The organism is Vibrio salilacus, assembly GCF_002811245.1.
GTDB lineage: Bacteria > Pseudomonadota > Gammaproteobacteria > Enterobacterales > Vibrionaceae > Vibrio > Vibrio salilacus.
Genome location: NZ_NIVQ01000025.1, coordinates 1 through 26,128 on the forward strand (window position 1 = coordinate 1; position 26,128 = coordinate 26,128).

Sequence of the window (26,128 nt, forward strand, 5' to 3'; positions counted from 1 at the left end):
ATGAATCGGAACGTTTGTATTGGGAAAGCTCTAAAACCGTGGCCAATTTTAGTTGACCACTACAGACAAGCCTTTATGTCGCTATAGCACTTACCTTTTCATCAACCATTATTATTGTAAAACTACTCTCAGATAAGCGAGAAATTGACTCACTGCACGGTCAAATAGCTTTAGGCTTTCTCATTGTTCAAGATTTAGTAGTAGTTATTGCTATGGTAGCCCTTTCTACGATAGGTATCGGCGCATCAGAGCAGAATCAAAATGCCTTAATCAACATCATTCTCTCAGCCATATTTGCAGTGTCATTTGTGGCTTTTTTTGTACGCTACATTGCCACTCCTCTTGTGGGTAAGCTAGCCCAAACCCCTGAACTACTTCTTATTTTTGCAGTAACACAAACTGCACTGTTTGCTACTGTTGGCGAGATCATGGGACTGGGTAAAGAGGTAGGTGGTTTGTTAGCAGGTATATCATTAGCATCGACACCGTACAGAGAGACTATTTCTTCTCGGCTAGGGCCTTTGAGAGATTTTTTACTTCTGTTCTTCTTTGTCGCCTTAGGAGCACACCTTGATTTATCCTCTTTAGGCGACAATATCGCCAATGCTGCCGTATTCTCTCTCTTCGTGCTGATTGGCAATCCACTAATTGTTTTGATTATTATGGGCTTACTCGGCTATAGAAAGCGCACTGGTTTTCTTGCTGGATTGACTGTTGCTCAAATAAGCGAATTTTCACTGATTTTTATTGCCATGGGCGTATCAATTGGACACGTACAATCGCAAGCTTTAGGCTTAGTAACAATGGTCGGAATTGTGACTATTGCAGCCTCAACGTACATGATTACCTATTCTCATCATCTCTATGCTTTGTGCGAGCCTATCCTTGGCATTTTTGAACGGAAAATTCCCTCAAGAGAGAGCGTAACTCCAGATCAACATACGAACACATATTCGATTATTATCTTTGGCTTAGGGCGCTTTGGAACTGCACTCGGTACCCGTTTAAAAAATAAAAATCAAAAAGTACTTGGTATCGACTTTAACCCTGACTCAGTAAAAAAATGGCAACAGCTAGGAATAGATTCCCACTATGGCGATGCGACCGATGCCGAGTTCATTGCCGAGTTACCTATTCGCAATGCAGATTGGATTATTGCAACCTATCCCCCACACTTAACAGGGCTTAGCTATGAAGATGCTCGAGTCACTTTAATTCAGCTATGCCGCTCCTGCGGGTTTCAAGGTAAGCTCGCATTTACCTCTCATACATCTCAAGACACTCAATATTTAAAAGATGAGGGTGTTAATCTAGTGCTAGAACCTTTCCAAGACGCTTCAGACCGAAGTGTTGAAAAACTTTTAGAAAGACAATAGGGGGTTAATATGTCCATGTTTAAACATATGTTGTTTATTTATAATGATGATAACGAACAAGAAACGAGTTTAGCCAATGCACTGCAATTAGCCTCACATTCACAAGCTAAATTAACCATCATTTATGTACTCGAAAAAAATAATAGTGCACAAAATTTAGATGATATTGAACACAGTATTCTCTGTTTTAAACGAGACAAAATTGGAAAACTTTGTAATAAACTGCCATTTGTTATACCACCAACTGTTCTCCTTTCCGTTGGAAAGCTTTATCTTGAAGTGATCCGAACCATACTTGCAAGCGACATCGATCTTGTCATAAAAAAAGCCGACAATCCGCACTGGACAGACCGCTTGTTTGGTAGCAATGATATTCATTTGTTGCGAAAATGCCCATGCCCGCTGCTATTAATGAAGCCAAATGATTCCATCCATTATAAAAATATTTTAGCGGCTGTCGATTTTGGCCTATTCGATAAAGAGAGTCACATTAATGAACAAATCTGTAGTTTAGCGTTCAATCTTTCCATTGCAGAGTTTGCTCAACTGCATATCGCCAATGCGTGGGAAATACCTTATGCTGGATTTGCAAGCGTATGGTTAGATTCCTCTACTAATGTTGAAAACAAAATGCAGCAAGAAGAAAAAGCTAACAGTTATTCTCAGATAAACAACATCCTTGATAAGTTAGAGATCACTTTCGGTGATACGTCGATTAATTATTTAAAACCCTTAGTACACCTACCAAAAGGAAATGCGGTAGAAGTGCTACCAAAATTAATCACCTCGTTGAACATAGATTTGGTCGTAATGGGTACCTTATCAAGAACTGGGATTAGCGGGATGTTGATAGGCAATACTTCTGAAGAGATCATTAACCAATTAAGCTGTTCTATTTTAGCCGTTAAGCCAGTAGGCTTCATTAGCCCTGTTTAATATACACTTTGTCATTGCGGTTACTCCATTGTGGTTAACGTGAAACCGTATATTATGATTTGATTAGAAAGTTACCAATCTACGACTCTAAAATTACCGTCGCGACCGCGTAGTGTTGTTCATCAGAGATAGAAAGATGGATGTGCGCCACCTGTTTTTTTTCAGCGATATCTAATGCTTTTCCGCGTAAACAGAGCACAGGTTTACCGTGCTCATCATTGCTAATTTCAAAGTCGTGGAAAGTAACGCCCAACGCAATCCCTGTTCCTAGTGCTTTTGACGCCGCCTCTTTGACAGCAAAGCGTTTAGCTAGAAAACGACCTTGCTGCTTTAACTTGGCAAATTTCGCTAACTCACTGTCGGTGAGAATGCGCCTTGCAAACGGTTCACCACTGCGAGAGAGCGCTTTTTCTACACGCTCTATTTCAGCAATATCTGTCCCTAAGCCAACGATCGCCATGCTTAACGACGCGCTTCAACCATAATGGCTTTCATGTCTGAGACCGCTTTTTCGAGACCATCAAACACAGCACGGCCAATGATAGAGTGGCCAATGTTGAGTTCATATATTTCTGCAATCGCGGCAATAGGGGCCACGTTGTGGTAAGTCAAACCATGACCGGCGTTAACCGTAATGCCAAGATCGGCCGCATAACTCGCTCCTGCTGCAATTCGCTTCAATTCAGCTTGTTGCTCTTCTTCCGTTTCTGCATCAGCATAATGGCCAGTGTGTAACTCGATAAACGGCGCACCACAGGTTTTGGCAGCATCAATTTGTTCGCGATCAGCGTCAATGAACAAAGACACTTTGATACCCGCTTGAGTGAGCTTTTGTGTCGCAGATTTCACTTTTTCTAGATGACCTACAACATTCAAGCCACCTTCAGTAGTGAGCTCTTCACGCTTCTCTGGCACTAAACACACGTATTCAGGTTTAGTCTTTAGCGCGATCTCGACCATCTCATCGGTGACGGCCATTTCCAAGTTCATTCGTGTTTGCAATGTTTCACGCAAAATTCTCACATCACGATCTTTGATATGACGTCGATCTTCACGCAGATGGATGGTAATGCCGTCCGCACCAGCACGCTCCGCAATCTCGGCTGCATGCACAGGATCTGGGTACTTAGTGCCGCGTGCATTACGCAATGTCGCAATATGATCGATGTTGACACCTAGGTAAATTGAGCTCATTTTCCAATACTCCGTTTAGGAACTATAGCTTGAAAGAGTTCCCTGCTTTTTAATGGTTTGCCGCCAAGATACGGCTTTAAGGCTATACGTGTAAAGCGTTTTGCCGCTTTCAGTTGTTCTTTTGTGGTAAAACGACGCTCACTGATCGCGATCAGTTCGTCACCAGCAAACGTTAAATGGTCATGACGTACCGAGGCGATAAATCCTTTTTGCTCACGGTAGCGATAGGTCATTGTCGGCTCTATCGGTTCGCCGCTTCCTGCACAGTTCAAAAAATCAACGCCATAGCCTAATGCGCTGAGCATCGCCAGTTCAAAGCGGCGTAAAGCCGGTTCAGGATTGTCACACTGAGCAAGCTCCGTCAACGCATGTAGGTAATCATGAAACAGTGCCGGCATCGGCACTTCTGCCATTAATACTCGACCAATCAGTTCATTGACGTACATGGCGGAATAAAGATTAATGCCAAAAAGAGGCAAGCCTAAACTAATGGGTTCAGCTTGACGCAAGGTCTTCATCGACCCATTGCCCGACCACTTCAGTAGCAGCGGCGTAAAAGGCTGCAGTGCGCCTTTTAAGTTTGAGCGTTTACTGCGAGCCCCTTTCGACATCAAGGTCACGCGGCCAAACTCCTCGCTAAACACATCGAGGATCAAGCTTGATTCACTATAGGGGCGTCGATGCAGGACAAAACAGCGCTGTAGACCTTCTGAAGACATAGTACCTTCTAATCTAAAAAAGGAGCCAAACGGCTCCTTTTAACTTTCACTATGGGAGCGAAGCGCGATCGCCTCAGACTCGTTATAGATCGTCAATATAACCTAATGAACGCAGTGCTCGCTCGTCATCCGCCCAGCCAGACTTCACTTTGACCCAAGTTTCTAGATAAACTTTACGGCCAAACAACTCTTCCATATCTAGACGTGCTTCACGACCAATCGTTTTGATCTTTTCGCCAGCTTTACCAATCACCATTTTCTTCTGGCCACTTCGCTCAACCAGAATCAATGCATTAATATGGAAGCCATCGGTATCGGGGTTGTAATCGAAACGCTCGATCTCAACGGTAACAGAATAAGGCAACTCTTCTCCTGTGAAGCGCATCAGCTTTTCACGCACGATCTCAGAAGCCATAAAACGCTGAGAGCGGTCAGTCACGTATTCTTCTGGAAAGTGATGCGTCGCTTTAGGTAGATGCTCGCGCACATGCTTACGCAGTACGTCGATGTTCTTGCCCTGCTTAGCCGAGATAGGCACCACATCGACAAAATCCATTCTTTGCGACATCTCCATCATGTGTTGCATCACTTCATTACGGTCTTGCACGTGATCAACTTTATTAACACACAACACCACTGGGAAGTTGGCTTTCTTGAGCTTGTTTAAAACCATTTCATCGTCGTTGGTCCAATGGGTACCATCAACCAAGAAAAACACCAAGTTAACATCACTCAGCGAGGAGTTTGCCGCACGGTTCATCAAGCGGTTGATCGCACGCTTCTCTTCAATATGCAGCCCAGGCGTATCAACGTAAATCGCTTGGTAATCACCATCGGTCTCGACTCCCATAATACGGTGACGAGTCGTCTGAGGCTTACGAGACGTGATCGAGATCTTTTGCCCAAGAATACGGTTGAGTAGCGTCGATTTACCGACATTAGGACGACCAACGATCGCCACAAAACCACAATGTTGGTTTTCTGGTGAGCTAGTAGGCGCGTCACTCGATGAGAAAAACTCATCGATGTCAAATTCGTTGTTGTCTGTTGAATCAGTCATTGGTCAATTGCTCTAATGCTATTTCTGCAGCCGCTTGTTCTGCCTTGCGGCGACTGGTGCCTTTACCAATAACAGGTTGTCCAATACCTGCTACATCACACGAAACCGTAAACTCTTGGTTATGTGCTTCACCTTTAATATTAGTCACTGTGTAAGCAGGAAGCGGCTTTCTTCGCCCCTGCAAACACTCTTGTAGGCGAGTTTTTGGATCTTTTTGCGAAACACCTGGCTTGATCGCATCAAGGCGGGTCTTGTACCAGCTCAGAATAATGCCACGCACTACTTCAATATCACTATCTAAGTAGATACCACCAATGATCGCTTCCACAGCATCAGCAAGGATTGAATCACGACGGAAACCGCCGCTCTTTAATTCACCTGGACCTAATTTTAAGTGATCTCCTAGCTCGAACTCTCGACCTAGTTCCGCGAGCGTATTGCCACGAACTAAAGTGGCGCGCATGCGGCTCATGTCTCCTTCATTGGCTTTCGGGAAACGGTGATAAAGATCATCAGCAACGACAAAACTTAAAATTGAATCGCCCAGAAACTCAAGACGCTCATTATGTTTTCCATTAGCGCTACGATGGGTCAGCGCTAAACTGATAAGCTCAGCATCATTAAATTGATAGCCGAGCTTTTTCTCTAGTTTTGCAATAGGAGAATTCATGCTCTCTCAATAATTTGTTTAGTTAATACCACCGATGCGGTTAAAACGCACACCAGTTGGGATCCAAGACGGTAACACGCTATCGTCACCACGTTCAAACTCAAAGCTTATCCAAATACCAACCGCTTTACCGACAAGGTTAGCTTCTGGAACAAAACCCCAGTAACGGCTATCAGCACTGTTGTCACGGTTATCACCCATCACAAAGTACTGTCCTTGAGGAACGACCCACTCATTGACACCATTGCGCGGTTGATACAACTCAACGCGATCACGGCGCAGTGGGTTGACCAAAATTTGGTGGCCAACGTCACCCAATTTTTCATCCAACTGAATCAGTGGAATGCCGTTTTGGATAAATGGACTCTCTTCAACATTCGACAGTTTCACGTCGCTACAGCGACTCTCGCCAGCGGATTGAATACAGATTTCTTTCTTACTGTTGTAACGAACCGTGTCGCCCGGTAAACCGACAACGCGCTTAATATAATCAATATTAGGTTGAGGGGGGTATTTAAACACCACCACATCGCCACGTTCAGGTTTGCCAGTTTCAACCAGTTGAGTTCGCCATACCGGATCTTTCAATCCGTAAGCGTACTTTTCCACCAAGATAAAGTCACCGACAAGCAAAGTTGGCATCATAGAACCCGATGGAATCTGGAACGGTTCATAGATAAAAGAGCGCAATACCAGTACTGCGGCAATCACAGGGAAAATAGACACACTATTTTCAATCCACCACGGCTGTGTTTTTACTTTATTGAGTGTCGCGGCATCGAGACCATGCGTCTGTGCTTCCACTTCGGCAAGCTTAGCCTGACGCTTTTTCGCAAAGACTAACTTCTCGAGCACCCACACGATACCCGTAACCAAAGTTACGATAACGAGGATCAGTGAAAATGTATTCGCCATTGACTTCCCTTATCTCAAAAATACGAAAGTGAAAGAGCCGAAACCCTTCCACTTGCTAATAAAACTTGCTTAGAGCAATCCCTTAAATAGTTGGTGTTACAGCTAGGCGGCAAGCAAACTCAGCCCTATGAGCATAGAGGATCTATGTTATTAAGGTGAGTTTGCGCTGGCAACAACGCTGTAGTGCCAAATATGACAGGGATTAATCTTTTCCTACGTGAAGAATAGCTAAAAACGCTTCTTGCGGCAGTTCGACGTTACCGATCTGCTTCATACGTTTCTTACCTTCTTTCTGCTTCTTTAATAACTTTTTCTTACGGCTCACGTCACCACCGTAACACTTCGCGATAACGTTCTTACGTAACTGTTTTACCGTCGAACGTGCGATGATGTGGTTACCAATCGCAGCCTGAATTGCGATATCAAACATCTGGCGAGGGATGAATTCTTTCATCTTCTCAACCAACTGACGTCCGCGTGTTTGTGAATGACCTTTATGCGTAATCAGTGCTAAAGCATCCACTTTATCGCCGTTAAGCAGTACATCAACACGCACCATGTCTGACGCTTCGAAGCGCTGGAAGTTGTAATCAAGCGAGGCATAACCGCGTGATGTCGACTTCAAACGGTCAAAGAAATCAAGTACCACTTCAGCCATAGGAATATCGTAGGTGACGGCGACCTGATTGCCGTGATAGACCATATCAACCTGAGTACCACGCTTTTCAACACACAAAGTGATGACGTTACCTAAGTAATCGGCAGGAACTAAGATATTACAACGTGCGATCGGCTCGCGGATTTCTTCGATATCGTTTACCGCTGGCAGTTTTGCCGGACTATCAACATAAAGCAATGTTCCGTCAGTTTGTACCACTTCGTACACTACGGTTGGCGCGGTAGTGATCAGGTCGAGATCGTATTCACGCTCTAGACGTTCTTGAATGATTTCCATGTGCAACATGCCAAGGAAACCACAACGGAAACCAAAGCCTAGTGCCGCAGAGTTTTCTGGTTCATAGAACAGTGACGCATCGTTAAGGCTGAGCTTACCCAACGCATCACGGAAGTTTTCATAATCGTCAGATGATACTGGGAACAAGCCAGCGTATACCTGAGGTTTTACTTTTTTAAAACCTGGTAGCGCCTTATCACAACCATTTTTCGCCAACGTCAGCGTATCACCCACTGGTGCGCCGAGAATATCTTTAATGCCGCACACTACCCAGCCAACTTCACCGGTATTGAGGCCATCCGTATCAACGCGCTTAGGCGTAAAGATACCAATTCGATCCACACCCCAGGTTTGGCCAGTGCTCATCACTTTAATTTTGTCGTTTTTCTTCAGTACACCATTTTTGATACGTACTAAAGACACCACACCGAGGTAGTTATCAAACCAAGAGTCGATGATCAGCGCTTGCAGTGGTGCATTAGGATCACCTTCTGGTGCTGGAATCGCAGAAACGATATTTTCAAGTACATCGTCAACACCGATACCGGTTTTAGCACTACAACGAGTCGCTTCCATCGCGTCAATACCGACGATCTCTTCGATCTCTTCTGCTACGCGTTCTGGATCAGCGGCAGGAAGATCAATCTTGTTTAAGATTGGCACAACTTCAAGATCCATTTCAATCGCGGTATAACAGTTGGCTAGGGTTTGCGCTTCCACGCCTTGACCGGCATCGACCACCAACAGCGCACCTTCACAAGCGGCTAACGAACGAGACACTTCATATGCGAAGTCAACGTGTCCTGGGGTGTCGATAAAGTTTAATTGATAGGTTTCACCATCTTTAGCGGTGTAGTTCAGTGTCACACTCTGAGATTTAATGGTGATACCACGTTCACGCTCTAGATCCATGGAGTCTAGAACCTGCGAGGCCATTTCACGTTCGCTTAATCCACCACATACTTGGATCAAACGGTCTGATAGGGTCGACTTACCATGGTCGATGTGGGCGATAATCGAAAAGTTACGAATGTGCTTCATGATTTGGTGTGACTAAACTCTTTTAAATAGGGACAAGAAAGCCGTTCTACTACCAATCAATTTGGTCTTAGCGGCGGCATTTCAATCAAGTTGGCCGATTCTACCCAATTTCTAGCCGCTTCGCACTAGCTAATTGGTTCGCCCAATACCCTTAATAATATGACTTGCTGCGATGAGCGCTGTTCTAATTGGTAAGACAATCTTTTCGCAACAGCAATACCGCCGACCGTCGCGAGGGCTGAAACACCGATGACTAAGCCTTCGCCCACCCCCAGTAACGGAGCTAACCACCACTGGGTGAAAAACGCACCTAGGATCATAGCAAACAGCGGCAGCAGATAGACCAGCGCAGCAGATTGTAACAAACTCTTTTCTGGTAAGCCTATCTCGACCACTTGGCCGGGCTTGACCGCTTTGTCAGTAATAAGCTGCCAATGGAGAGATTTATTGCCTACCGCTTTCGAGACGATGCCTGTACCGCAACTTTTTTGTGACGAACAACTACTGCAACTGGTTTGTTGTTCGCAGCTTAACTCAACCTCAAACCCTTGTGTTTGAGGTTTAACTTTAGCGACCGTTGCCAGTGCCGTCATCATTGGGTGACACTCTCACTTGGTTTGAAGGTAACAGATTGGGCAATACGTTTGGCGGTCGCTGGCGGAATATCGCCTATCACCGAGATTTCGCGCTCACCACGCACAAAAGTATGTAAAGTGCGTCGGCCTTGACGAACCAGTTGGCCTTTTAGCGAAAGATTGTCGCTATTGGAAACATAAACAGAGAAGCTAAATAAGCCATCGCTGTACATCTGGCTCTCAACCATACGTTCAGTGTTGTTCATACGATAACGATTAAGCTCATTGGCTTCAAATCCATTAGGAATCCAGCCTACCGTCCAATATGAGTTGGTCACCTGACCTTTGGGTAGGGACAGCACTTGGGGCAGTTTAACGCTATTTAAACCACTGAGTATTTCGGCAATTTGATCATTGATACTGTATGAAATAGTGCGATATTGCTCGAGAACTTCACCATCGCGGTCAACCAGATCGGCACGTAACGGCAGCTTACTTTTTTCATCCACCCACAAGACATATGAGTAGCGCTGGCCATCTTTTGGCACCACGCGCAGCACTTGGCATGCGGTTCCCGCTTCACGTGCACGTCCGACTTGAACAAAGTCATAATAGTTGCTCAAACGCTCAACATCAGAGTTAAGCAATGGGATAGTCGGTGCGACAACATTCCCAGATTCGATGGTAAAAGGCTCAACACCCGGTTCGATATAACTGACTTCATCACCACGACGGATCACTTCGCGCACGGGGCCACTGAGGTAAACTAAGTGGGCAAGCTGCTGATCTTCAGTTCGAGCATGGCGATAAAGCAAAGGCTCAATACTGCTTTTCTTTATCAGTATATAAGAAAGTTCATAATTTAAATGCTGACTCGCTTCGTTCATTTGAAGCAACAAAGCCTCTGCAGTGGGTTCTTCTGCAAAGGCTAGCGTTGTGTTCAAACTGAACAGTGTCAGCACACTGATCAGAATTTTTTTCATTCAACTACCGTTTCAGGATTATCACTATGCTCAAGCATATTGTTGCTATTTAAGCGCAGTTGTAGTTCATAGTCTTGCAGCATCGCATTAATACGGCGACGTTGCTCTTGAACATTCACCTCGTTGGTATTGGACTGCTCTACCGATGAGCGAGTTAGGCTCACGGGTTCGGCGCTTCCCGCAAAAGGTATGGTTTGCAGTACAGGTAAAACATCTGCTTCGGGCCCAGTTACATCAGTGCCGCTGTATTGTTGTACTCCAAGAATCACAACCAGAGAGACACAAGCAGCCATTGCAACTTGACCGAATTGGTTCAACCATGTAGGTAGCCTTCGACGTGCCTGTGCAGGAGTCGGCTGTGCTTCAATACGTCGGTGCTGCTCTAATTGAGTCACCGCTGAATGTGCAGGTTCATTCTCTAGTGCTAGTGCCACGCTTTCAGCAATATTCCATTGTGCATTTTCAGGAGCATCACCTCGCATCACATCACCAATTAAATGGTAAGATTTCCAAACGTGCTGGCCTTCTTGATCTTGCTCTAATTCCGTGATTAGCGCTTTATCAACCAACTCTCCATCCATGAGTGCTGAAAGTTTCTCTTTGTCAGCCATTATTTTCACCATTAAAGTTACTGATCTAGCGTTGCATTAGCGGTTGAATTTTCTTTTCGACCGCTTCGCGAGCACGGAAGATACGCGAACGTACCGTTCCTACAGGGCAATCCATAACCGCTGCAATTTCCTCGTAGCTTAAGCCATCAAGCTCACGCAACGTCATTGCGGTTTTTAAATCTTCAGGCAGTGCTTCAATCGCACCAAAGATGGCCCCTTTCAACTCATTGGACAACGTCAAGTTCTCAGGGTTCGAAATTTCTTTTAATGCACTACCTGTTTCGTAATATTCAGCATCTTCACTATCGACATCTTGTGCCGGTGGACGCCTACCTTGGGCTACAAGGTGGTTTTTTGCAGTATTAACGGCAATCCGATATAACCAAGTATAGAAAGCGCTTTCTCCACGAAAGCTAGGAATCGCTCGATACGCCTTAATAAAGGCTTCTTGTGCTACATCGGGAACATCACCCGGATTATTCACATAGCGGGAAATAAGGTTACATACTTTGTTCTGGTATTTTGTTACCAGCAAATTAAATGCTTGCTTATCCCCATTCTGAACTCGCTCAATTAATACTTGATCGGTCAGCTGCTCGTTCATTCGAGCGGGTACTCCTATCGTTATTCACTCTTATCTTCTCAGACATGAGTATTAATTATGCAATATGTAGTCTTGACACCACTGTCTACTTGAGCACTATTGTGACCTAGTCAGAAAATTTAAGTTCAAAGTTTTTGCAAATTTTTTAACACAATGACGTACCAAGCTACCTCTGACTCGATTTTGAGGTTCTAGGTATCGAAATGCAATGGCTATTTCGAGGCAAAAGCATTAAGCAGTGCTACTATAACCGTTTGACGGTAGCTTTAGCTCAGGCGCGTGAGCCATTCTAAAATGATTTAAGAGCGGGATCGCTCGATTGCCTAATTTTTTACCTCCATTGATTATAGGGGGGTTAGGTACAATTTAACTTGGGAATTTAAAAGTTTTATGAACGCAAACCGTGAACATCAATGTGATGTGTTAGTGGTGGGTAGTGGTGCCGCAGGTCTGTCCTTAGCACTACGTGTTGCAGAGTTAGGTAACGTTATCGTCCTCAGTAAAGGACCACGCAGTGAAGGGGCAACTTACTATGCGCAAGGTGGTATTGCCGCTGTTTTTGATGAATCTGACAGCATTGAATCTCACGTGCAAGATACCTTGGTCGCAGGCGCTGGCCTATGTGAAGAGGAGACGGTTGAGTTTATTGCCAAGAATGCCAAGGAGTGTGTTCAGTGGCTGATTGATGGCGGTGTACCTTTTGATCGCGAAGAGAACGACAGCGATGGAGCTCCGCGCTATCACTTAACCCGTGAAGGTGGCCACAGCCATCGACGTATCTTACACGCCGCTGATGCCACAGGCATGGCGATGCAAACGTCCCTGCAAGATAACGTTCATAATCATCCTAACATCCGCGTTTTCGAACGTCACAATGCGTTGGATTTAATTACCGAAGATAAAGTCGGTGGTGATGACAAAAAAATTGTCGGTGCGTACATCTGGAACCGTAATCAAGAACATGTCGAAACCGTTCGCGCGAAATTCGTCGTTTTAGCAACGGGCGGCGCGTCAAAAGTGTATCAGTACACCTCGAATCCCGATGTATCTTCCGGTGACGGCATCGCAATGGCGTGGCGTGCCGGTTGCCGAGTGGCAAACTTAGAATTTAACCAATTCCACCCAACATGTTTGTATCACCCTGAAGCGCGCAATTTTTTGTTAACTGAGGCACTACGCGGCGAAGGAGCTTTCTTACTTCGCCCTGACGGCACACGTTTTATGCCCGATTTCGACCCGCGTGAAGAGTTAGCACCACGTGATGTGGTTGCACGCGCAATTGACTTTGAGATGAAGCGACTCGGCGCCGATTGCATGTTCTTAGACATCAGCCATAAACCCGCTGACTTTATTGAAAAGCACTTCCCCACCATTAATATGCGCTTGCTCGACCTTGGTATCAACATGACCAAAGAGCCAATTCCTATCGTACCTGCGGCGCATTACACCTGTGGTGGTGTCATGGTTAATCAAAGCGGACAAACGGATATTGCTCAGTTGTATGCAATCGGAGAAGTAAGCTACACCGGACTGCACGGCGCAAACCGTATGGCCTCAAATTCGTTACTTGAATGTGTGGTTTATGCTTGGTCTGCGGCTAACCATATTATCGCTTGTCTCGATCAAGCCACTTTACCACCAACGCTACCACCTTGGGACGAAAGTCAGGTGAACAACTCTGATGAAGAGGTGATCATTCAACATAACTGGCATGAATTGCGTTTATTCATGTGGGATTACATGGGGATTGTTCGCACAGATAAACGCTTAGAGCGTGCTTTGCGTCGTATTCAACTACTGCAGCAGGAAACCCATGAATATTACAGTAACTTTAAAGTATCGAATAACCTACTGGAACTGCGTAACTTACTGCAAGTTGCAGAACTGATGGTACGCTGCGCAATGGAACGCAAAGAAAGCCGTGGTCTTCATTATACGCTTGACTATCCTGAGTTAGCGAAAGAGAGCGGCCCAACTATTTTAGTACCAGAAAAACAGGCCTAGTGAAAGACGAAGCTGACGGCAAGAAGGGGGCTCAATGCTCCCTTTTTAACATCACCACCAATTGTCGATAACTGGACTCGGGCATGCTGTCTCGCCACATCAATACGCGTTGATTGTTGGCTAAGACAATTAACAACCCAAAAGACATCAATGGAAACAACACCGCTTTAATCACGTAAGTGCCTTGCTCGGTTTGATATTCGCGAGGAGAAATAAACGTCACCTCACCGGTCAATGACGGGACAAACCAGCCTAGATGCCGCGTGTATTTGATGACTAAAGGCAACAGCAGAATCGTCGCTACCAAAGGGAGTTGAGAGTGAATAATCGTCAGGCAGGCCAACGCTGAAAGCAATCGATTGGCCTGTTTAAAATAATGTGAAGGCGTTAAAACTACCCTAACGCACTTTGCTGAGGTTGTGAGCGACAATTTTATCTACCATGGCAGCATGGCCTAGATTTTCACTGCGACCGTGCCCCATGATCCAAGTAAACAAGTCCGGATCATCAGATTCGAGTAGCGAAACAAAATCACGCTGTTCGTTTTCTTGTAACCCTTCAAAACATTCTTCAAAAAACGGCATAATAACGACATCAAGTTCTAACATTCCGCGGCGACATGCCCATTTAATACGCGCTTTTTCTTCTGCGGTATACATTGTAATTCCTCACCAATATCGGTTGTGTGGAGCGAGTGTAACAAGCAAAACCGCAGACAACTAGTGCGCCAGTCACACTCCCGACGAGACTCGAAATTTTCATCCTTATCCCGGGTAAAATTGACACACTACTCAAAAGGTTGTTTATCACCCGTGATCGGCGATAACATAGCAGCAATATCGACTTAATTAGGTAATCATCATGGATTGGCAAAACGATTTTGCGCCGTTGCAATTGACATCAAGTGACGCACTTCCCTCACTGGCCATTGCTCCTCTCACCACATGGGGTGCTATTACTGTCCAAGGGCAAGATAAGAAATCTTACCTGCAAGGACAGATCACCTGTGATGTTGTCACTCTGGAGCCACATCAAGCCACATTTGGCGCACACTGTGATGCCAAAGGCAAAGTGTGGAGCGCATTTCGCTTGTTTCACCATAACCAAGGTTATGCGATGTTTCAGCCCGCAAGTCTGATCGAAAAAGAGTTAGCCGAGCTAAAGAAATACGCCATTTTTGCCAAGGTTGAGTTTGCCCACAGTCATGATATTGCTCTGGGTGTGATGGGCAATGACGCGAGCGCTTTGATTGATAGCCTATCACCAGAAACGGGCGATGTTCGTGTAGTTGAAGGTGGAACGGCCGTCAAGATTGATGCTCTGCGCTGGCTATTACTACTTACTCCGGCAGCGGCAGAGCAACTGGTAACCTCCAGTCTGGTAACCTCCAGTCATGCTGAGAAAGTCGATCACTCATTATGGACGCTTCTTGATATTCAAGCAGGCCTGCCACTGCTCACAGCTGAGCAGCAAAACGAGCACATTCCTCAGGCGCTTAACCTTCACGCGCTTGGTGGAATTAGCTTTAGTAAAGGTTGCTACACAGGTCAAGAAACCGTAGCGCGCGCTAAGTACCGCGGCATCAATAAACGAGCTCTCTTTGTTATTAAAGGGGCAGCCGAACACGATATCGTGCAGAGTGCTGAGCTAGAGCGCGCGGTGGGTGACAATTGGCGCAGCGCCGGTAAACTGCTTGCCAGCTATCGTTTTAGCGACAATCAAGCCCTGGCCTTGGTCGTCCTACCGAATAATTTAGACAGTGATACACAACTGCGATTAAAGAGCCAACCAGAGCAAGTATGGCATTTCGCCGAATTGCCTTACTCTTTGGTAGACAATGACTAAACCAATTTCCACTCATATCACTCAATATCTTGGGTCGCAGCAGGTGTCTTTTCGTTTGCTGCCTCATCAAACACCCGTAACAACGATTGATGATGCCGCCAAACAACGTGGAATTCGCCCAGAACAAATGGTCAAATCAATAGTCTTGCGCGATATGAGCCATCGTTATGCCATTGCCTGCATTCCAGGTAATCGTTCGGTTGATCCGAAAAAGGTTCGATCGCTACTTGAGTGGCGACGAATGACCTGTGTTTCGATACAAGAGGTTGCTAGCCTAACGGGTTATCAAATTGGTACGGTTGTACCTATTTTACTTAAAACACCGATGATAGTGGTGTTTGATCGGCAATTACTTAACGAGCCCGAAGTCACCATCAGCAGCGGCTCAAATATGGCGGGCATTGCTTTACCGTGCCACGATCTGGTTCAATTGTGTCAGCCGATCATCGGCGAGATATGCCGCGAATCATAACCTCACAGATATTCCTTACCTCCGATTGCAAAGCATTACATCCTCACATGATCAACTTCGCAGTATTAGCCAAAGGTTGAATATATTATTATTCACTTACAAAGCATAAGTAGTCATGGTTATTTTTATGCAGTATGCTTTCTGTGTTGGTCCAAGTTCGTCCAGATCTCATTTTTCTGTACGACACAAGGTTTGCTAAGCGATACTTATCAAAACCTCGTGAATCCTTCTCCAACAAAAAAGTGTATCCACTGATTATTTCAGGACATCCACTTTTTGTGTAATGCATCTGTGACTATTCGCCCGCGTTTTAGCGGGCTTTTTTTGTCATCGATTTTTACAAAAACTTCACACTTAACAGGAAAAATTCAACTATTCTTAAAAGTGTCATAAATATTGGGCTTAATAGTCCCTGCTCAATACTTATTTTAAGTTCCAACTACAGAACATAAATGAGGGAGTTATCACAGTTGAGTGGATATTTATCCGTTATTTTGCTTACAGCAACACAAATATCCAATCCAAACTGTCTTTACTGCATATTCCACCATAAAAATCACACTATTAACGGTGGTAAATACGTATAATCTGCAGTGCTTGCTAACTAATAAGGAAGGACGTATGAGACTGTTTAAGCGCTATACACCAGGTATGATTGCTAAACACATCAGCCGACTGTTTAAAGGACGAATTTATATATACGGGGTAGGTAAATTTGAGTTTGATAATGGCAAACTGATGTTGCCAGCAAAGGCAGAGAGCCGACATTTCAAAGCCGTTAAAGAGATAAATAAAGAAGTAATGCGACTGCGCTGCGCTTACGCATAACAGAATATAGAAAGGGTTGGCACTGCCAACCCTTTTGCTTTTACAACATCGGAGACTTAAACTCAGACCGCACCGCCAAATGTGGCAAATGCCCCTTCAACCCCAGTGCGCGCTTCATGATTTCATCTTTCGCCCCTGGCAATTGAGCGGCGAACTTCATACCAATACCACGTATCAGCTTCTTCGCAGGGTTGTTACCTTCAAACAGATCCTTGAACCCTTGCATCGCAGCAATCATTTTCGCCGCTTCGGCCTTACGCCAGCGCTCATAGCCTCTCAGGTTGCGTTGACTACCAAAGTCTTCGCCTTGTTGATGAAGCTCTAGCACCTCTTGAGCTAAGCAAGCTGCATCTAACAGGCCTAAATTCACCCCCTGCCCGGCCAAAGGGTGAATGGTATGAGCGGCATCGCCCACTAAAGCAACGCGCTGTACCACGAAATCACGTGCATAACGCATCTTAAGTGGGAAGGCGAAACGTTCTCCAACCACGTCACACAAACCTAAGCGATGATCAAATTCTGCTGTCAGTACCTTATTGAATTCACCCTCGCTCATCGCAACAAGTCGCTCGGCACGATTCGGCTCGGTCGACCAGACAATTGAGCTGAGATCCTCTTCACCTAAGGGCAAAAACGCCAATGGTCCTTGTGGGGTAAAGATTTGACGCGCCACACGTTGATGAGGCTCTGCGGTGCGAATATTAGCCACAATCGCACTATGACCATAATCCCAATGAGTTAATGGAATATCTTGCTGTTTCCTCACCCACGAGTTAGCTCCATCAGCGCCGACCACCAACTTGGCAGTAAGTGCTTGGCCATTATCAAGCGTTAACCATGCTTCACGCTCACTAATCGCCATTGAGGCACATTTAGCGGGCATAAATAAAGAGACATTACTTTGCTGTTTGACTTGTTCAAGTAACGCCAACTGAATCACGCGGTTTTCTACAATATGCCCTAGGTCGGGTTGAGCTAATTGCTGCGCCTCAAACTCTATCCGCGCAAAGCTATCTTGCTCCCACACTTCCATTGCCCTATAGGGAGCACTACGACGGGCAACAATACCTTGCCACGCGCCAAGGTTACGCAACATCACTTCACTTGAACGACTCAACGCAGAGACACGCACATCCGGTAATTGTGTCAATTCATGCTCAGGCGTACGACTTTCAATCACGGCGATGCGTAGATCCGTCTCTTTAAATGCGGCGGCCAACGCCAAACCGACCATGCCACCACCAACAATCGCGATATCTACACTCTGCATCATTTCTATTGTCCTTTTTGCCGCAGTTAACGAGCGACTAAACCTAACGTTCTTTGTAATAGAGGGGCTTTAAATAATGTGACATTGTCCATGGCAAATAACCCAATATTTCGCCCTAGCCTCAGTGGCATATAATCATTCGAGAACAGATGCACTAAGCTGGATGTCATCGCAATGGTTGCCTTGCGGTCATCTTGACGCGCCTGCTTATAGCACTTGAGCCCATGGTAACAGCCTGGATCATCAGAAAATTGTGCGATGGTCTCGGCCAAACTAACCACGTCACGAATACCAAGGTTAAACCCTTGACCCGCAATCGGATGTAAAGTTTGCGCAGCGTTACCTAGCGCAGCGAAACGGTGTGAGACCGTTTGTTCTCGATAACGTAAAATCAATGGGTAACACGCTCGTTGACCGACTTTATTCAACGCCCCTAAACGCCAACCAAACGCACTTTGCAACTGTTGAAGAAACTCTTCATCATTCGCGTGCATCATAGCGTCAGCATCTTGCGCCGTCAGGCACCATACTAAAGACATACGCTGCTGCGACATCGGTAATAGCGCCACCGGACCTGACTGGGTAAAACGTTCGAAAGCGCGGCCATGATGGGGCTGCTGCGCGGTAATGTTGGCAATCACAGCGACTTGCTCAAAGTCATGCTCGTTCAGTTCAAGCCCTAGTTGTTGACAACACGTCGATCCAGCGCCATCCGCAGCAACCAGGAGTTGCCCTTCCAGCTCAAGCTTATTATCTAAAGTCAGCAAGACATGCAGTTGATCGCGTTCAACGCGTTCAACCGCCGCAGTGATTAAAGTGATGTGTGGATCAAGCTCAACCAGTTGATGATAAATCCGCCCAATATCCGCAAGCTCAACTACATAGCCCAGAGCCTCTAACCCCACTTGTTGGCGAGTAATATCCGTCATGCCTGCATGATTACGATCAGACACGTGAATATGTTCAATCGCAGTGGCTACTTTGCTGATTTCATGCCATAGACCAAGCCGTTTCAGTAAAGCAACCGTCCCATAGCAAAGCGCAATTGAACGTGAATCAAAGCCAGGATGGGCCAGATGATCCACTTTGAAAGGCTCAATCACAGCAACCGATAATGGCGAGGGTGACAATTTATTAATCGCCAACGCCAACGTCATTCCTGCCATTCCACCGCCGGCGATGATCACATCAAATTGCTTCATAGGAGTACCGATTTAATGAATCGTAGGCGTTGATTGAACTTGCACTTTTTGACCAAACTCGGCATGGATAGTCAAGACACACGCTTTTACATGCTCAATCACTTGCTCAAGAAGATGCCCTTGCTCGGTGAGATCATCATCTTCATCAATACCGAGTTTCGCGATCTCTTCAAGATCCGCAAGCGCTTCTTTTATATCGCTCGATGCTTTGTTCAATTTGCTATTTACCAAGCCTAAACCTGAGATAAAATGATTAACCCAATCGGCTAAACTCTCTGCCACATCAAATAATGTTGCGCTGGTTTCTTCGTCTGGCAGCAGTAGTTCAAGATCCATACCAGAGCCGGTTAGGTCTGCGACTGAAACATCCAACGTCGCAGTGGCGATTTGCAAGACTTTGCTTGGCCACCCCATTCCTTCACTGACATAGTCGAACACCATTGGCTGCCAACTTTTATCAGTAAGATTGAGACCGCCACTTAACATACCAACAAGTAAACCATGTAACTCCGCAGGGTTGATCGCCAAGCCAGCAGACTGCAGCTCACTGGCAAATGTCAGATAATCAGGTAGATTGGTGTCGCTCATTACAATGACCTAAATTAGGAAAAATATCTTCAATCGTACCATTTACTAAAGCGAGCGAAAACGAGCGATTGACCAATTGTGGGCAGCTTTTGCACAAATTGCCCAATTACTGTGTGATTGCACGCTGATTTGGATTTGCGTTAGGGAAAAGCTTGAATCTTAATAGACCTTTTTCTATAGTTTGCCCTTCGGTGATTATCTGCTTATCACCTCAAGCAATAGATATAGAGTCGATATGAGCAATCAAGCGGTAGAAGTTGAAATCTTAGGCAAGCTAACTGTGGTGAACTGCCCAGCAGGACAAGAAGAGTCTTTGATCAAGGCTGCAGCACATCTCGATGAACGCCTAAAAAATATGGCAGCTAAGACAAAAATTACCAACGAAGTACAACTTCTTACCTTTGTTGCGCTAAACTTTTGTCATGAACTTGAAACACGTGACAATGACTCAAAGCAGAAACAAGACGCACTTTTTGAGCGCATGGAACAGCTCTCAGCATCGATAGACAGTGCAATCAGTAAAGTGAAGCCAGGACAGCAGTAAGCTTTACAATAAGAATTTACCCTGGAGTGTGCGTGAGGGGATTAAGTCCCTGAGCCGATAAGCAATACCTAAGGGTTGGTACTTGATAGCTATTGAGCAAGCTCGGCTTGAACCGAGAAGCCTACGGTTATCTCTGCTGATCCGCCTTGAACCAGCTGGTTCAAGGGTCGATATCTCCAACGGCACTCTGGGGTATTCCAATTTGGTACCCTGACATAATGGGTACAACCATGACTTTATCACGACAACAATTTCGCCGCGCAATGCGCCATAAGCGCAATCAGCTCAGTAGTGATGTACAATATCTGGCGAGCGTCGACCTCTCCCATCAATTTTCTGCTCTGCCTGAAGTGGCCGGATCTAAGCACATTGCCGTGTACCTAACCGCTGATGGTGAAATTGATACCAAGCCACTGATCGAATGGTTGTGGCAACAAGGTAAACACATCTACTTACCGGTTATTCATCCCTTTTCATCGGGCCATCTGCTTTTCCTGCGCTACGAGAAGACGACTCCGATGGTGTACAATCGTTACTCGATTGCCGAACCTAAACTCGATGTGACTCAAATTATCCCCACAGCGCAACTTGACCTTATCTGTACGCCGCTGGTGGCATTTGCTCAAGATGGCCATCGACTCGGTATGGGCGGCGGCTATTATGACCGCACTCTTGCTCCTTGGTTTGCGTCTCAACAAGGGCCAAAACCGATTGGACTCGCGCACGATTGCCAACATGTCGATGAGTTGCCTGTCGAGTCTTGGGACGTTCCACTACCCAAAATAGTGACCCCAAGCCAGATCTGGGATTGGGAATAGAGCTAGTTTGACGATATAATCGCGCCGCAAACGATATTACTACCGCTTTAGGAGATGAGCATGACTCAAGATGAAATGAAAAAAGAAGCTGGTTGGGCAGCACTTAAGTATGTTGAAAAAGACAGCATTGTTGGTGTTGGTACTGGCTCGACCGTTAATCACTTCATCGATGCACTTGCAACTATGAAAGACGATATCAAAGGTGCAGTTTCAAGCTCAGAAGCGTCGACTGAAAAGTTAAAAGGCTTAGGCATCGAAGTTTTTGACTGTAATGAAGTCGCGGCGCTGGATATTTACGTTGATGGTGCAGATGAAATTAACTCGACACGCGACATGATCAAAGGTGGTGGTGCGGCACTTACTCGTGAAAAAATTGTCGCTGCTATTTCTGATAAATTTGTGTGCATTGTCGATAACACCAAAGCAGTTGATGTTCTTGGCCAATTTCCACTCCCTGTCGAAGTCATTCCAATGGCACGCTCTTATGTTGGACGTGAACTGGTTAAACTCGGCGGTGACCCTGCCTATCGCGAAGGTGTGATCACTGATAACGGTAACGTAATCCTAGATGTACATAACCTTAAAATTACAGATCCAAAAGCATTAGAAGATAAGATTAACTCTATTGTTGGTGTCGTAACGGTTGGTCTGTTCGCTCACCGCGGCGCTGACGTCGTCATCACAGGTACACCTGAAGGCGCAAAAATCGAAGAGTAACTTGCGATTTTTTGTTGTTTCATTACAAGCGGCGCCATTCGGCGCCGTTTTTTCATTTGAGATAATAAAAATTATGCCTTATTCCGTAATTTTCTTACCCAAATTGTTTTTTTTTTGATAACGTAATGTTCAGAAGACGCACAAGGAAAACGTTTGCGTAACGCTAAGCGCAGATCAAAACGTTTGCTTTATCTGTTTTTGCCCAATGTGCGCCAGTTAAGCCCAATTTCCCCACTTTAAGGAAGAAGACAATGGCCAAAGTTTCGCTGCAAAAAGATAAAATAAAAATACTTTTGCTTGAAGGTCTACATCCATCAACTGTAGAAGTTCTTCAAGCATCGGGGTATAGCAATATTGAATACCATAAAGGCTCTCTCGCTGAAGATGAGCTATTAGAAGCGGTAAAAGATGTACACTTTATCGGTATTCGTTCACGCACTAACCTATCCCAGCAAGTGATCGAGGCCGCTGAAAAGCTAGTGGCGATAGGTTGTTTCTGTATTGGTACCAACCAAGTTGATCTCAACGCAGCAGCTTCACGCGGTATCCCTGTCTTCAATGCCCCATTCTCCAATACACGTAGTGTTGCGGAACTGGTACTTGGTCAAATCCTCTTACTGTTGCGTGGTATTCCAGAAAAGAACGCTCTTGCTCATCGTGGGATTTGGAAAAAGAGCGCCGATAACTCATATGAAGCACGCGGAAAGCGCTTGGGTATTATTGGTTACGGTCATATCGGTACTCAGTTAGGCATCATCGCTGAAAACCTCGGCATGCGTGTTTACTTCTACGACATCGAAAACAAACTGTCTCTCGGTAATGCCACCCAGATAACAACCATGAGTGAGTTACTCAATAAGTGTGACGTCATTTCCTTGCACGTACCTGAAACACAAGAAACCAAGCATATGATGAGTACTGAGGAGTTTGCTCGTATGAAGCCAGGTTCGATCTTTATCAACGCCGCACGAGGCACTGTCGTTGATATTGAAGCGCTTTGTCATAGTTTAGAGTCAGGCCACTTATCTGGCGCAGCTATCGATGTATTCCCAACCGAACCTAAAACCAATGCAGACCGCTTTGATTCGCCACTGCAGAAATTCGACAACGTTATTTTGACCCCACACGTTGGTGGCTCAACGCAAGAAGCTCAAGAGAACATTGGTGTTGAAGTGGCGGGCAAATTGGCCAAGTACTCAGATAACGGCTCAACGCTTTCAAGTGTAAACTTCCCTGAAGTATCACTACCTGAGCACCGTGATTGTTCACGTTTGCTGCACATCCACCAAAACCGTCCTGGAATCCTCACGCAAATTAACACTATTTTTGCTGAAGAAGACATTAACATTGCAGGTCAATACTTACAGACAGCGGCAGATTTTGGCTACGTTGTTATTGATGTTGAAACAGAACGTTCTGAAGAAGCCTTGGCAAAACTGAAAGAAATCGAAGGCACCATTCGTGCACGTATCCTACACTAAGCACAGATAGCTAGAAGCAAAAAACCACCGTAATAACGGTGGTTTTTATTATAATCAGGGTGTTATGGCTTTAAAGCCCGTTCACCACGAGCAATCCCGACCACACCACTACGCGCAACTTCAATCACTTCAGTGACTTCTGAAATCGCCTGAATAAACGCATCAAGCTTTTCACTCGTGCCCGCCATTTGGACGGTATACTGAGAAGCAGTCACATCGACAATTTGGCCTCGGAAAATATCTGCGGTACGCTTAACTTCTGCTCGCGAGAATCCACTTGCTTTGACCTTAACCATCATTAGCTCACGCTCAATATGATCCAGCTCTGTCACTTCCTGAACTTTTAGCACATCGATCAATTTATTAAGCTGCTTCTGGATCTGCTCAAGCTCCATATCATCAGAGATAGTGGTAATATTCAGGCGCGATAAGGTCTCATCATCGGTCGGAGAGACGGTCAAAGATTCAATGTTGTAAGCACGTTGAGAGAATAAGCCAACCACACGAGACAAAGCGCCGGGTTGGTTTTCTAATAGTAGTGAAATAATGTGTCTCATATTAAGTTCTCTCCGTTTTGCTTAACCACATTTTGTCCATACCTTCGCCTTTAATCTGCATCGGATAAACATGCTCGGTCTCATCTACATTGATATCAACAAATACCAAACGATCTTTCATATCTAGCGCTTGCTTAAGACCGGCTTCGAGTTGATCGGGCGTTTCAATGCGGATACCGACATGACCATACGCTTCAGCGATGGCGGCAAAATCGGGAACGGAACTCATGTATGAGTTAGAGTGTCTACCTTGATAAATAATATCTTGCCACTGCTTGACCATGCCTAAGAAACGGTTGTTCAAGTTAATTATCTTAACTGGGATGTCATATTGCAACGCGGTTGATAGCTCTTGGATATTCATTTGAATACTGCCATCCCCAGTCACAACTACAACCTCCTCATCAGGTTTGGCAAATTTCACCCCCATCCCTGCAGGTAAACCAAAACCCATCGTGCCCAAGCCGCCTGAATTGATCCAGCGACGAGGTTTGTTAAACGGATAATAGAGGGCTGCGAACATTTGGTGTTGGCCAACGTCTGACGCCACATAGGCATCGCCATTGGTTAGTTTATGCAGAGTTTCAATAACTTGCTGGGGCTTAATACGCTCTGGCGACTTCTCGTAAGAAAGGCATTGACGGTCACGCCACAATTGTATGTTATCCCACCAGCGATTTAAGGCATCTTGATCATTGCGACTGCCCTGCTCTTCAAGCAAGCTAACCATGCTTTGCAGTACTTTATCGGCAGAACCCACAATCGGAACGTCGGCTTTCACATTCTTAGAGATCGAAGAAGGATCGATGTCGATGTGCATCACTTTCGCATTCGGACAGTACTTTTCTAGGTTATTGGTAGTTCGATCATCAAAACGAACCCCAACGCCAAAGATAAGATCCGCTTCGTGCATCGCCATGTTCGCTTCATACAAACCATGCATACCTAACATGCCCAGTGAGTTTTTATGCGTACCGGGAAAAGCGCCTAATCCCATCAAGGTGCTCACAACTGGAAGGTTAAGCATTTCAGCAAGCTGAATCAGAGGCTGCTCAGCTTCAGAAATAACAGCGCCACCACCAACATATAATACGGGTTTTTTCGCTTCAAGCAGTGTCTTGAGGCCTTTCTTTATCTGGCCTTTGTGACCCGTTGTCGTCGGCTTGTATGAGCGCATCGACAGAGATTGAGGGTACTCATAAGGTAGCTTGTTAAGTGGATTCATAACATCTTTAGGCAAATCGATAAGAACCGGACCAGGGCGACCCGTTGTCGCAATATAAAAGGCTTTTTTGACCGTTTCTGGGATGTCTTCTGCTTTTTTAACTAAAAAGCTATGTTTTACCACAGGACGAGAAACACCAACAATGTCGCACTCTTGGAAGGCGTCAGTACCGATCATGTTATTGGGTACGTTGCCAGAGACAACGATCATTGGAATTGAGTCCATGTAAGCTGTCGCAATACCAGTAATAGTATTGGTCGCACCAGGACCTGAACACACTAACACCACGCCGGGGTTGCCTGTTGCACGTGCATAGCCATCAGCCATATGCGTTGCGGCTTGTTCATGTCGCACCAGAACGTGCTTGATTTGATCATCTTTCGCATGAAGCGCGTCGTAAATATCTAAAACAGATCCGCCTGGATAACCAAAGATCTGTTCAACACCTTCTTCGATCAGAGATTGAACAACCATCTCCGCGCCGGATAACATTGTTGTCATATTTTTTCTCCTTAACCAGTTTGTCATTGTGTAAGGTCAACGCAATGGTCTGGTTTTTCATAGTCTAGGGCTTATTCGTAGCCTAATTCGAAATACTTCCACTTTTTCGGCTATGTCTTGCTTATTGGTAACATAAAGCAAGCTAACGCAACAAATGTAACGCGTTCTTAGCAACGGGTCTAATGCGATGTTTGTCTCAGTTTGAACTTAATCCTAACTAACCACGCATAATTGAACGATAGATTGGCCAATTAACACATAAATAGTTATATAAACCATTAAATAAGAAAAATTCACGCTATTATTTTACTTGGGTAACGGTGAAGGCGGCGAATGAAATGGCCAACCTCTTCGAGTTTAAGGGCATAAAAAATCCCCCAGCAAGCGACAAAACCTGCAGGGGGATTTTTAATCAGTTAATAATTTAACTCAGCGGA

The 26,128-nt window shown here is 45.3% G+C and carries 28 protein-coding genes, 1 other RNA gene and 1 pseudogene; 12 read left to right on the plus strand and 18 right to left on the minus strand.

The window, feature by feature from the left end; translation table 11 throughout:
- Window positions 1–71: 71 nt before the first annotated feature.
- From CDZ87_RS17460 to CDZ87_RS14095, 3 genes and pseudogenes are all read left to right on the plus strand, one after another.
- A pseudogene (locus CDZ87_RS17460) lies at window positions 72–815 on the plus strand (cation:proton antiporter domain-containing protein); the annotation flags it as partial.
- 24 nt (window positions 816–839) lie between these two features.
- Complete coding sequence (locus CDZ87_RS17465; protein ID WP_281251974.1) at window positions 840–1,376, plus strand: NAD-binding protein; 537 nt, start codon at window positions 840–842, stop codon at window positions 1,374–1,376.
- A 9-nt stretch (window positions 1,377–1,385) separates the two neighbouring features.
- Entirely contained in the window at window positions 1,386–2,312 is a 927-nt protein-coding gene (locus CDZ87_RS14095; protein WP_100754119.1) for a universal stress protein, read from the plus strand.
- A gap of 79 nt (window positions 2,313–2,391) precedes the next feature.
- Here the strand turns inward: CDZ87_RS14095 and acpS are convergent, their stop codons facing one another.
- The 11 genes from acpS to rpoE form a co-directional block, all read right to left on the minus strand.
- The gene (acpS, locus tag CDZ87_RS14100; protein WP_100754120.1) at window positions 2,392–2,772 is read right to left on the minus strand and encodes a holo-ACP synthase; all 381 of its coding nucleotides are present in this window, start codon (window positions 2,770–2,772) and stop codon (window positions 2,392–2,394) included.
- 2 nt (window positions 2,773–2,774) lie between these two features.
- On the minus strand, window positions 2,775–3,506 hold the full coding sequence (gene pdxJ, locus CDZ87_RS14105) for a pyridoxine 5'-phosphate synthase (protein WP_100754121.1): 732 nt from the start codon (window positions 3,504–3,506) through the stop codon (window positions 2,775–2,777).
- A complete protein-coding gene (gene recO / locus CDZ87_RS14110) occupies window positions 3,503–4,225 on the minus strand; it encodes a DNA repair protein RecO (protein WP_100754122.1) in 723 nt (240 codons plus the stop codon). The genes pdxJ and recO overlap by 4 nt, the downstream gene beginning before the upstream one ends.
- 82 nt (window positions 4,226–4,307) lie before the next feature.
- Window positions 4,308–5,285, minus strand: a complete 978-nt coding sequence (era, locus tag CDZ87_RS14115; protein WP_038174247.1) for a GTPase Era — start codon at window positions 5,283–5,285, stop codon at window positions 4,308–4,310.
- On the minus strand, window positions 5,278–5,955 hold the full coding sequence (gene rnc / locus CDZ87_RS14120) for a ribonuclease III (protein ID WP_038174249.1): 678 nt from the start codon (window positions 5,953–5,955) through the stop codon (window positions 5,278–5,280). Before rnc ends, era begins: the two co-directional genes overlap by 8 nt.
- Window positions 5,956–5,973: 18 nt before the next feature.
- Window positions 5,974–6,870 (minus strand): signal peptidase I, encoded by an 897-nt coding sequence (gene lepB / locus CDZ87_RS14125; RefSeq protein ID WP_100754123.1) that lies wholly within the window; start codon window positions 6,868–6,870, stop codon window positions 5,974–5,976.
- 202 nt (window positions 6,871–7,072) lie between these two features.
- Window positions 7,073–8,866 carry a translation elongation factor 4 gene (gene lepA / locus CDZ87_RS14130; RefSeq protein WP_038174252.1) on the minus strand — a complete coding sequence of 598 codons (1,794 nt, stop codon included), beginning with the start codon at window positions 8,864–8,866 and terminating at the stop codon, window positions 7,073–7,075.
- Between the two features lie 125 nt (window positions 8,867–8,991).
- Window positions 8,992–9,462 (minus strand): SoxR reducing system RseC family protein, encoded by a 471-nt coding sequence (locus CDZ87_RS14135; RefSeq protein WP_100754124.1) that lies wholly within the window; start codon window positions 9,460–9,462, stop codon window positions 8,992–8,994.
- Entirely contained in the window at window positions 9,459–10,424 is a 966-nt protein-coding gene (gene rseB, locus CDZ87_RS14140; protein ID WP_100754125.1) for a sigma-E factor regulatory protein RseB, read from the minus strand. The genes CDZ87_RS14135 and rseB overlap by 4 nt, the downstream gene beginning before the upstream one ends.
- On the minus strand, window positions 10,421–11,035 hold the full coding sequence (locus tag CDZ87_RS14145) for an RseA family anti-sigma factor (RefSeq protein ID WP_100754126.1): 615 nt from the start codon (window positions 11,033–11,035) through the stop codon (window positions 10,421–10,423). Before CDZ87_RS14145 ends, rseB begins: the two co-directional genes overlap by 4 nt.
- 25 nt (window positions 11,036–11,060) lie before the next feature.
- Window positions 11,061–11,639, minus strand: a complete 579-nt coding sequence (gene rpoE / locus CDZ87_RS14150; protein WP_100754127.1) for an RNA polymerase sigma factor RpoE — start codon at window positions 11,637–11,639, stop codon at window positions 11,061–11,063.
- Between the two features lie 390 nt (window positions 11,640–12,029).
- Here rpoE and nadB point away from each other — a divergent pair, with 390 nt between their 5' ends.
- Entirely contained in the window at window positions 12,030–13,643 is a 1,614-nt protein-coding gene (nadB, locus tag CDZ87_RS14155) for an L-aspartate oxidase (protein WP_100754128.1), read from the plus strand.
- Between the two features lie 31 nt (window positions 13,644–13,674).
- Here nadB and CDZ87_RS14160 read toward each other — a convergent pair whose 3' ends face one another.
- Window positions 13,675–13,998: a protein YgfX gene (locus CDZ87_RS14160; protein WP_245834723.1), complete on the minus strand. Its 324-nt coding sequence runs from the start codon at window positions 13,996–13,998 to the stop codon at window positions 13,675–13,677.
- 43 nt (window positions 13,999–14,041) lie between these two features.
- Window positions 14,042–14,302 carry an FAD assembly factor SdhE gene (locus CDZ87_RS14165; protein WP_038174259.1) on the minus strand — a complete coding sequence of 87 codons (261 nt, stop codon included), beginning with the start codon at window positions 14,300–14,302 and terminating at the stop codon, window positions 14,042–14,044.
- 202 nt (window positions 14,303–14,504) lie between these two features.
- Here CDZ87_RS14165 and ygfZ point away from each other — a divergent pair, with 202 nt between their 5' ends.
- The 3 genes from ygfZ to CDZ87_RS14180 all read left to right on the plus strand — a co-directional run bounded on the left by ygfZ (window position 14,505) and on the right by CDZ87_RS14180 (window position 16,788).
- Window positions 14,505–15,488: a tRNA-modifying protein YgfZ gene (ygfZ, locus tag CDZ87_RS14170; protein WP_100754129.1), complete on the plus strand. Its 984-nt coding sequence runs from the start codon at window positions 14,505–14,507 to the stop codon at window positions 15,486–15,488.
- Entirely contained in the window at window positions 15,481–15,960 is a 480-nt protein-coding gene (locus tag CDZ87_RS14175; RefSeq protein WP_100754130.1) for an aminoacyl-tRNA deacylase, read from the plus strand. Before ygfZ ends, CDZ87_RS14175 begins: the two co-directional genes overlap by 8 nt.
- A 621-nt stretch (window positions 15,961–16,581) precedes the next feature.
- Entirely contained in the window at window positions 16,582–16,788 is a 207-nt protein-coding gene (locus CDZ87_RS14180) for a DUF1107 domain-containing protein (protein ID WP_100754131.1), read from the plus strand.
- A gap of 40 nt (window positions 16,789–16,828) precedes the next feature.
- Here CDZ87_RS14180 and CDZ87_RS14185 read toward each other — a convergent pair whose 3' ends face one another.
- The 3 genes from CDZ87_RS14185 to CDZ87_RS14195 are packed head-to-tail and all read right to left on the minus strand — an operon-like array spanning window position 16,829 to window position 19,848.
- Window positions 16,829–18,061, minus strand: a complete 1,233-nt coding sequence (locus CDZ87_RS14185; protein ID WP_100754132.1) for an FAD-dependent 2-octaprenylphenol hydroxylase — start codon at window positions 18,059–18,061, stop codon at window positions 16,829–16,831.
- 23 nt (window positions 18,062–18,084) lie between these two features.
- Window positions 18,085–19,260 carry a 2-octaprenyl-6-methoxyphenyl hydroxylase gene (ubiH, locus tag CDZ87_RS14190; RefSeq protein WP_100754133.1) on the minus strand — a complete coding sequence of 392 codons (1,176 nt, stop codon included), beginning with the start codon at window positions 19,258–19,260 and terminating at the stop codon, window positions 18,085–18,087.
- Between the two features lie 12 nt (window positions 19,261–19,272).
- Window positions 19,273–19,848 (minus strand): YecA/YgfB family protein, encoded by a 576-nt coding sequence (locus CDZ87_RS14195; RefSeq protein ID WP_100754134.1) that lies wholly within the window; start codon window positions 19,846–19,848, stop codon window positions 19,273–19,275.
- Window positions 19,849–20,083: 235 nt separating this feature from the next.
- Between CDZ87_RS14195 and CDZ87_RS14200 the strand changes: the two genes are divergently transcribed.
- The 5 genes from CDZ87_RS14200 to serA all read left to right on the plus strand — a co-directional run bounded on the left by CDZ87_RS14200 (window position 20,084) and on the right by serA (window position 23,408).
- Complete coding sequence (locus tag CDZ87_RS14200; RefSeq protein WP_100754135.1) at window positions 20,084–20,392, plus strand: cell division protein ZapA; 309 nt, start codon at window positions 20,084–20,086, stop codon at window positions 20,390–20,392.
- Between the two features lie 15 nt (window positions 20,393–20,407).
- Window positions 20,408–20,590: non-coding RNA, 6S RNA (gene ssrS, locus CDZ87_RS14205), on the plus strand.
- Window positions 20,591–20,622: 32 nt separating this feature from the next.
- The gene (locus CDZ87_RS14210) at window positions 20,623–21,210 is read left to right on the plus strand and encodes a 5-formyltetrahydrofolate cyclo-ligase (RefSeq protein ID WP_100754148.1); all 588 of its coding nucleotides are present in this window, start codon (window positions 20,623–20,625) and stop codon (window positions 21,208–21,210) included.
- Window positions 21,211–21,270: 60 nt separating this feature from the next.
- Window positions 21,271–21,927 (plus strand): ribose-5-phosphate isomerase RpiA, encoded by a 657-nt coding sequence (rpiA, locus tag CDZ87_RS14215; protein ID WP_100754136.1) that lies wholly within the window; start codon window positions 21,271–21,273, stop codon window positions 21,925–21,927.
- Between the two features lie 251 nt (window positions 21,928–22,178).
- The gene (gene serA / locus CDZ87_RS14220; protein ID WP_100754137.1) at window positions 22,179–23,408 is read left to right on the plus strand and encodes a phosphoglycerate dehydrogenase; all 1,230 of its coding nucleotides are present in this window, start codon (window positions 22,179–22,181) and stop codon (window positions 23,406–23,408) included.
- 62 nt (window positions 23,409–23,470) lie between these two features.
- Here the strand turns inward: serA and ilvN are convergent, their stop codons facing one another.
- Together ilvN and CDZ87_RS14230 are read right to left on the minus strand one after the other, a co-directional pair.
- The gene (gene ilvN, locus CDZ87_RS14225; protein WP_038174270.1) at window positions 23,471–23,965 is read right to left on the minus strand and encodes an acetolactate synthase small subunit; all 495 of its coding nucleotides are present in this window, start codon (window positions 23,963–23,965) and stop codon (window positions 23,471–23,473) included.
- A 1-nt stretch (window position 23,966) separates the two neighbouring features.
- Complete coding sequence (locus CDZ87_RS14230; protein WP_100754138.1) at window positions 23,967–25,691, minus strand: acetolactate synthase 3 large subunit; 1,725 nt, start codon at window positions 25,689–25,691, stop codon at window positions 23,967–23,969.
- Window positions 25,692–26,128: the final 437 nt, after the last annotated feature.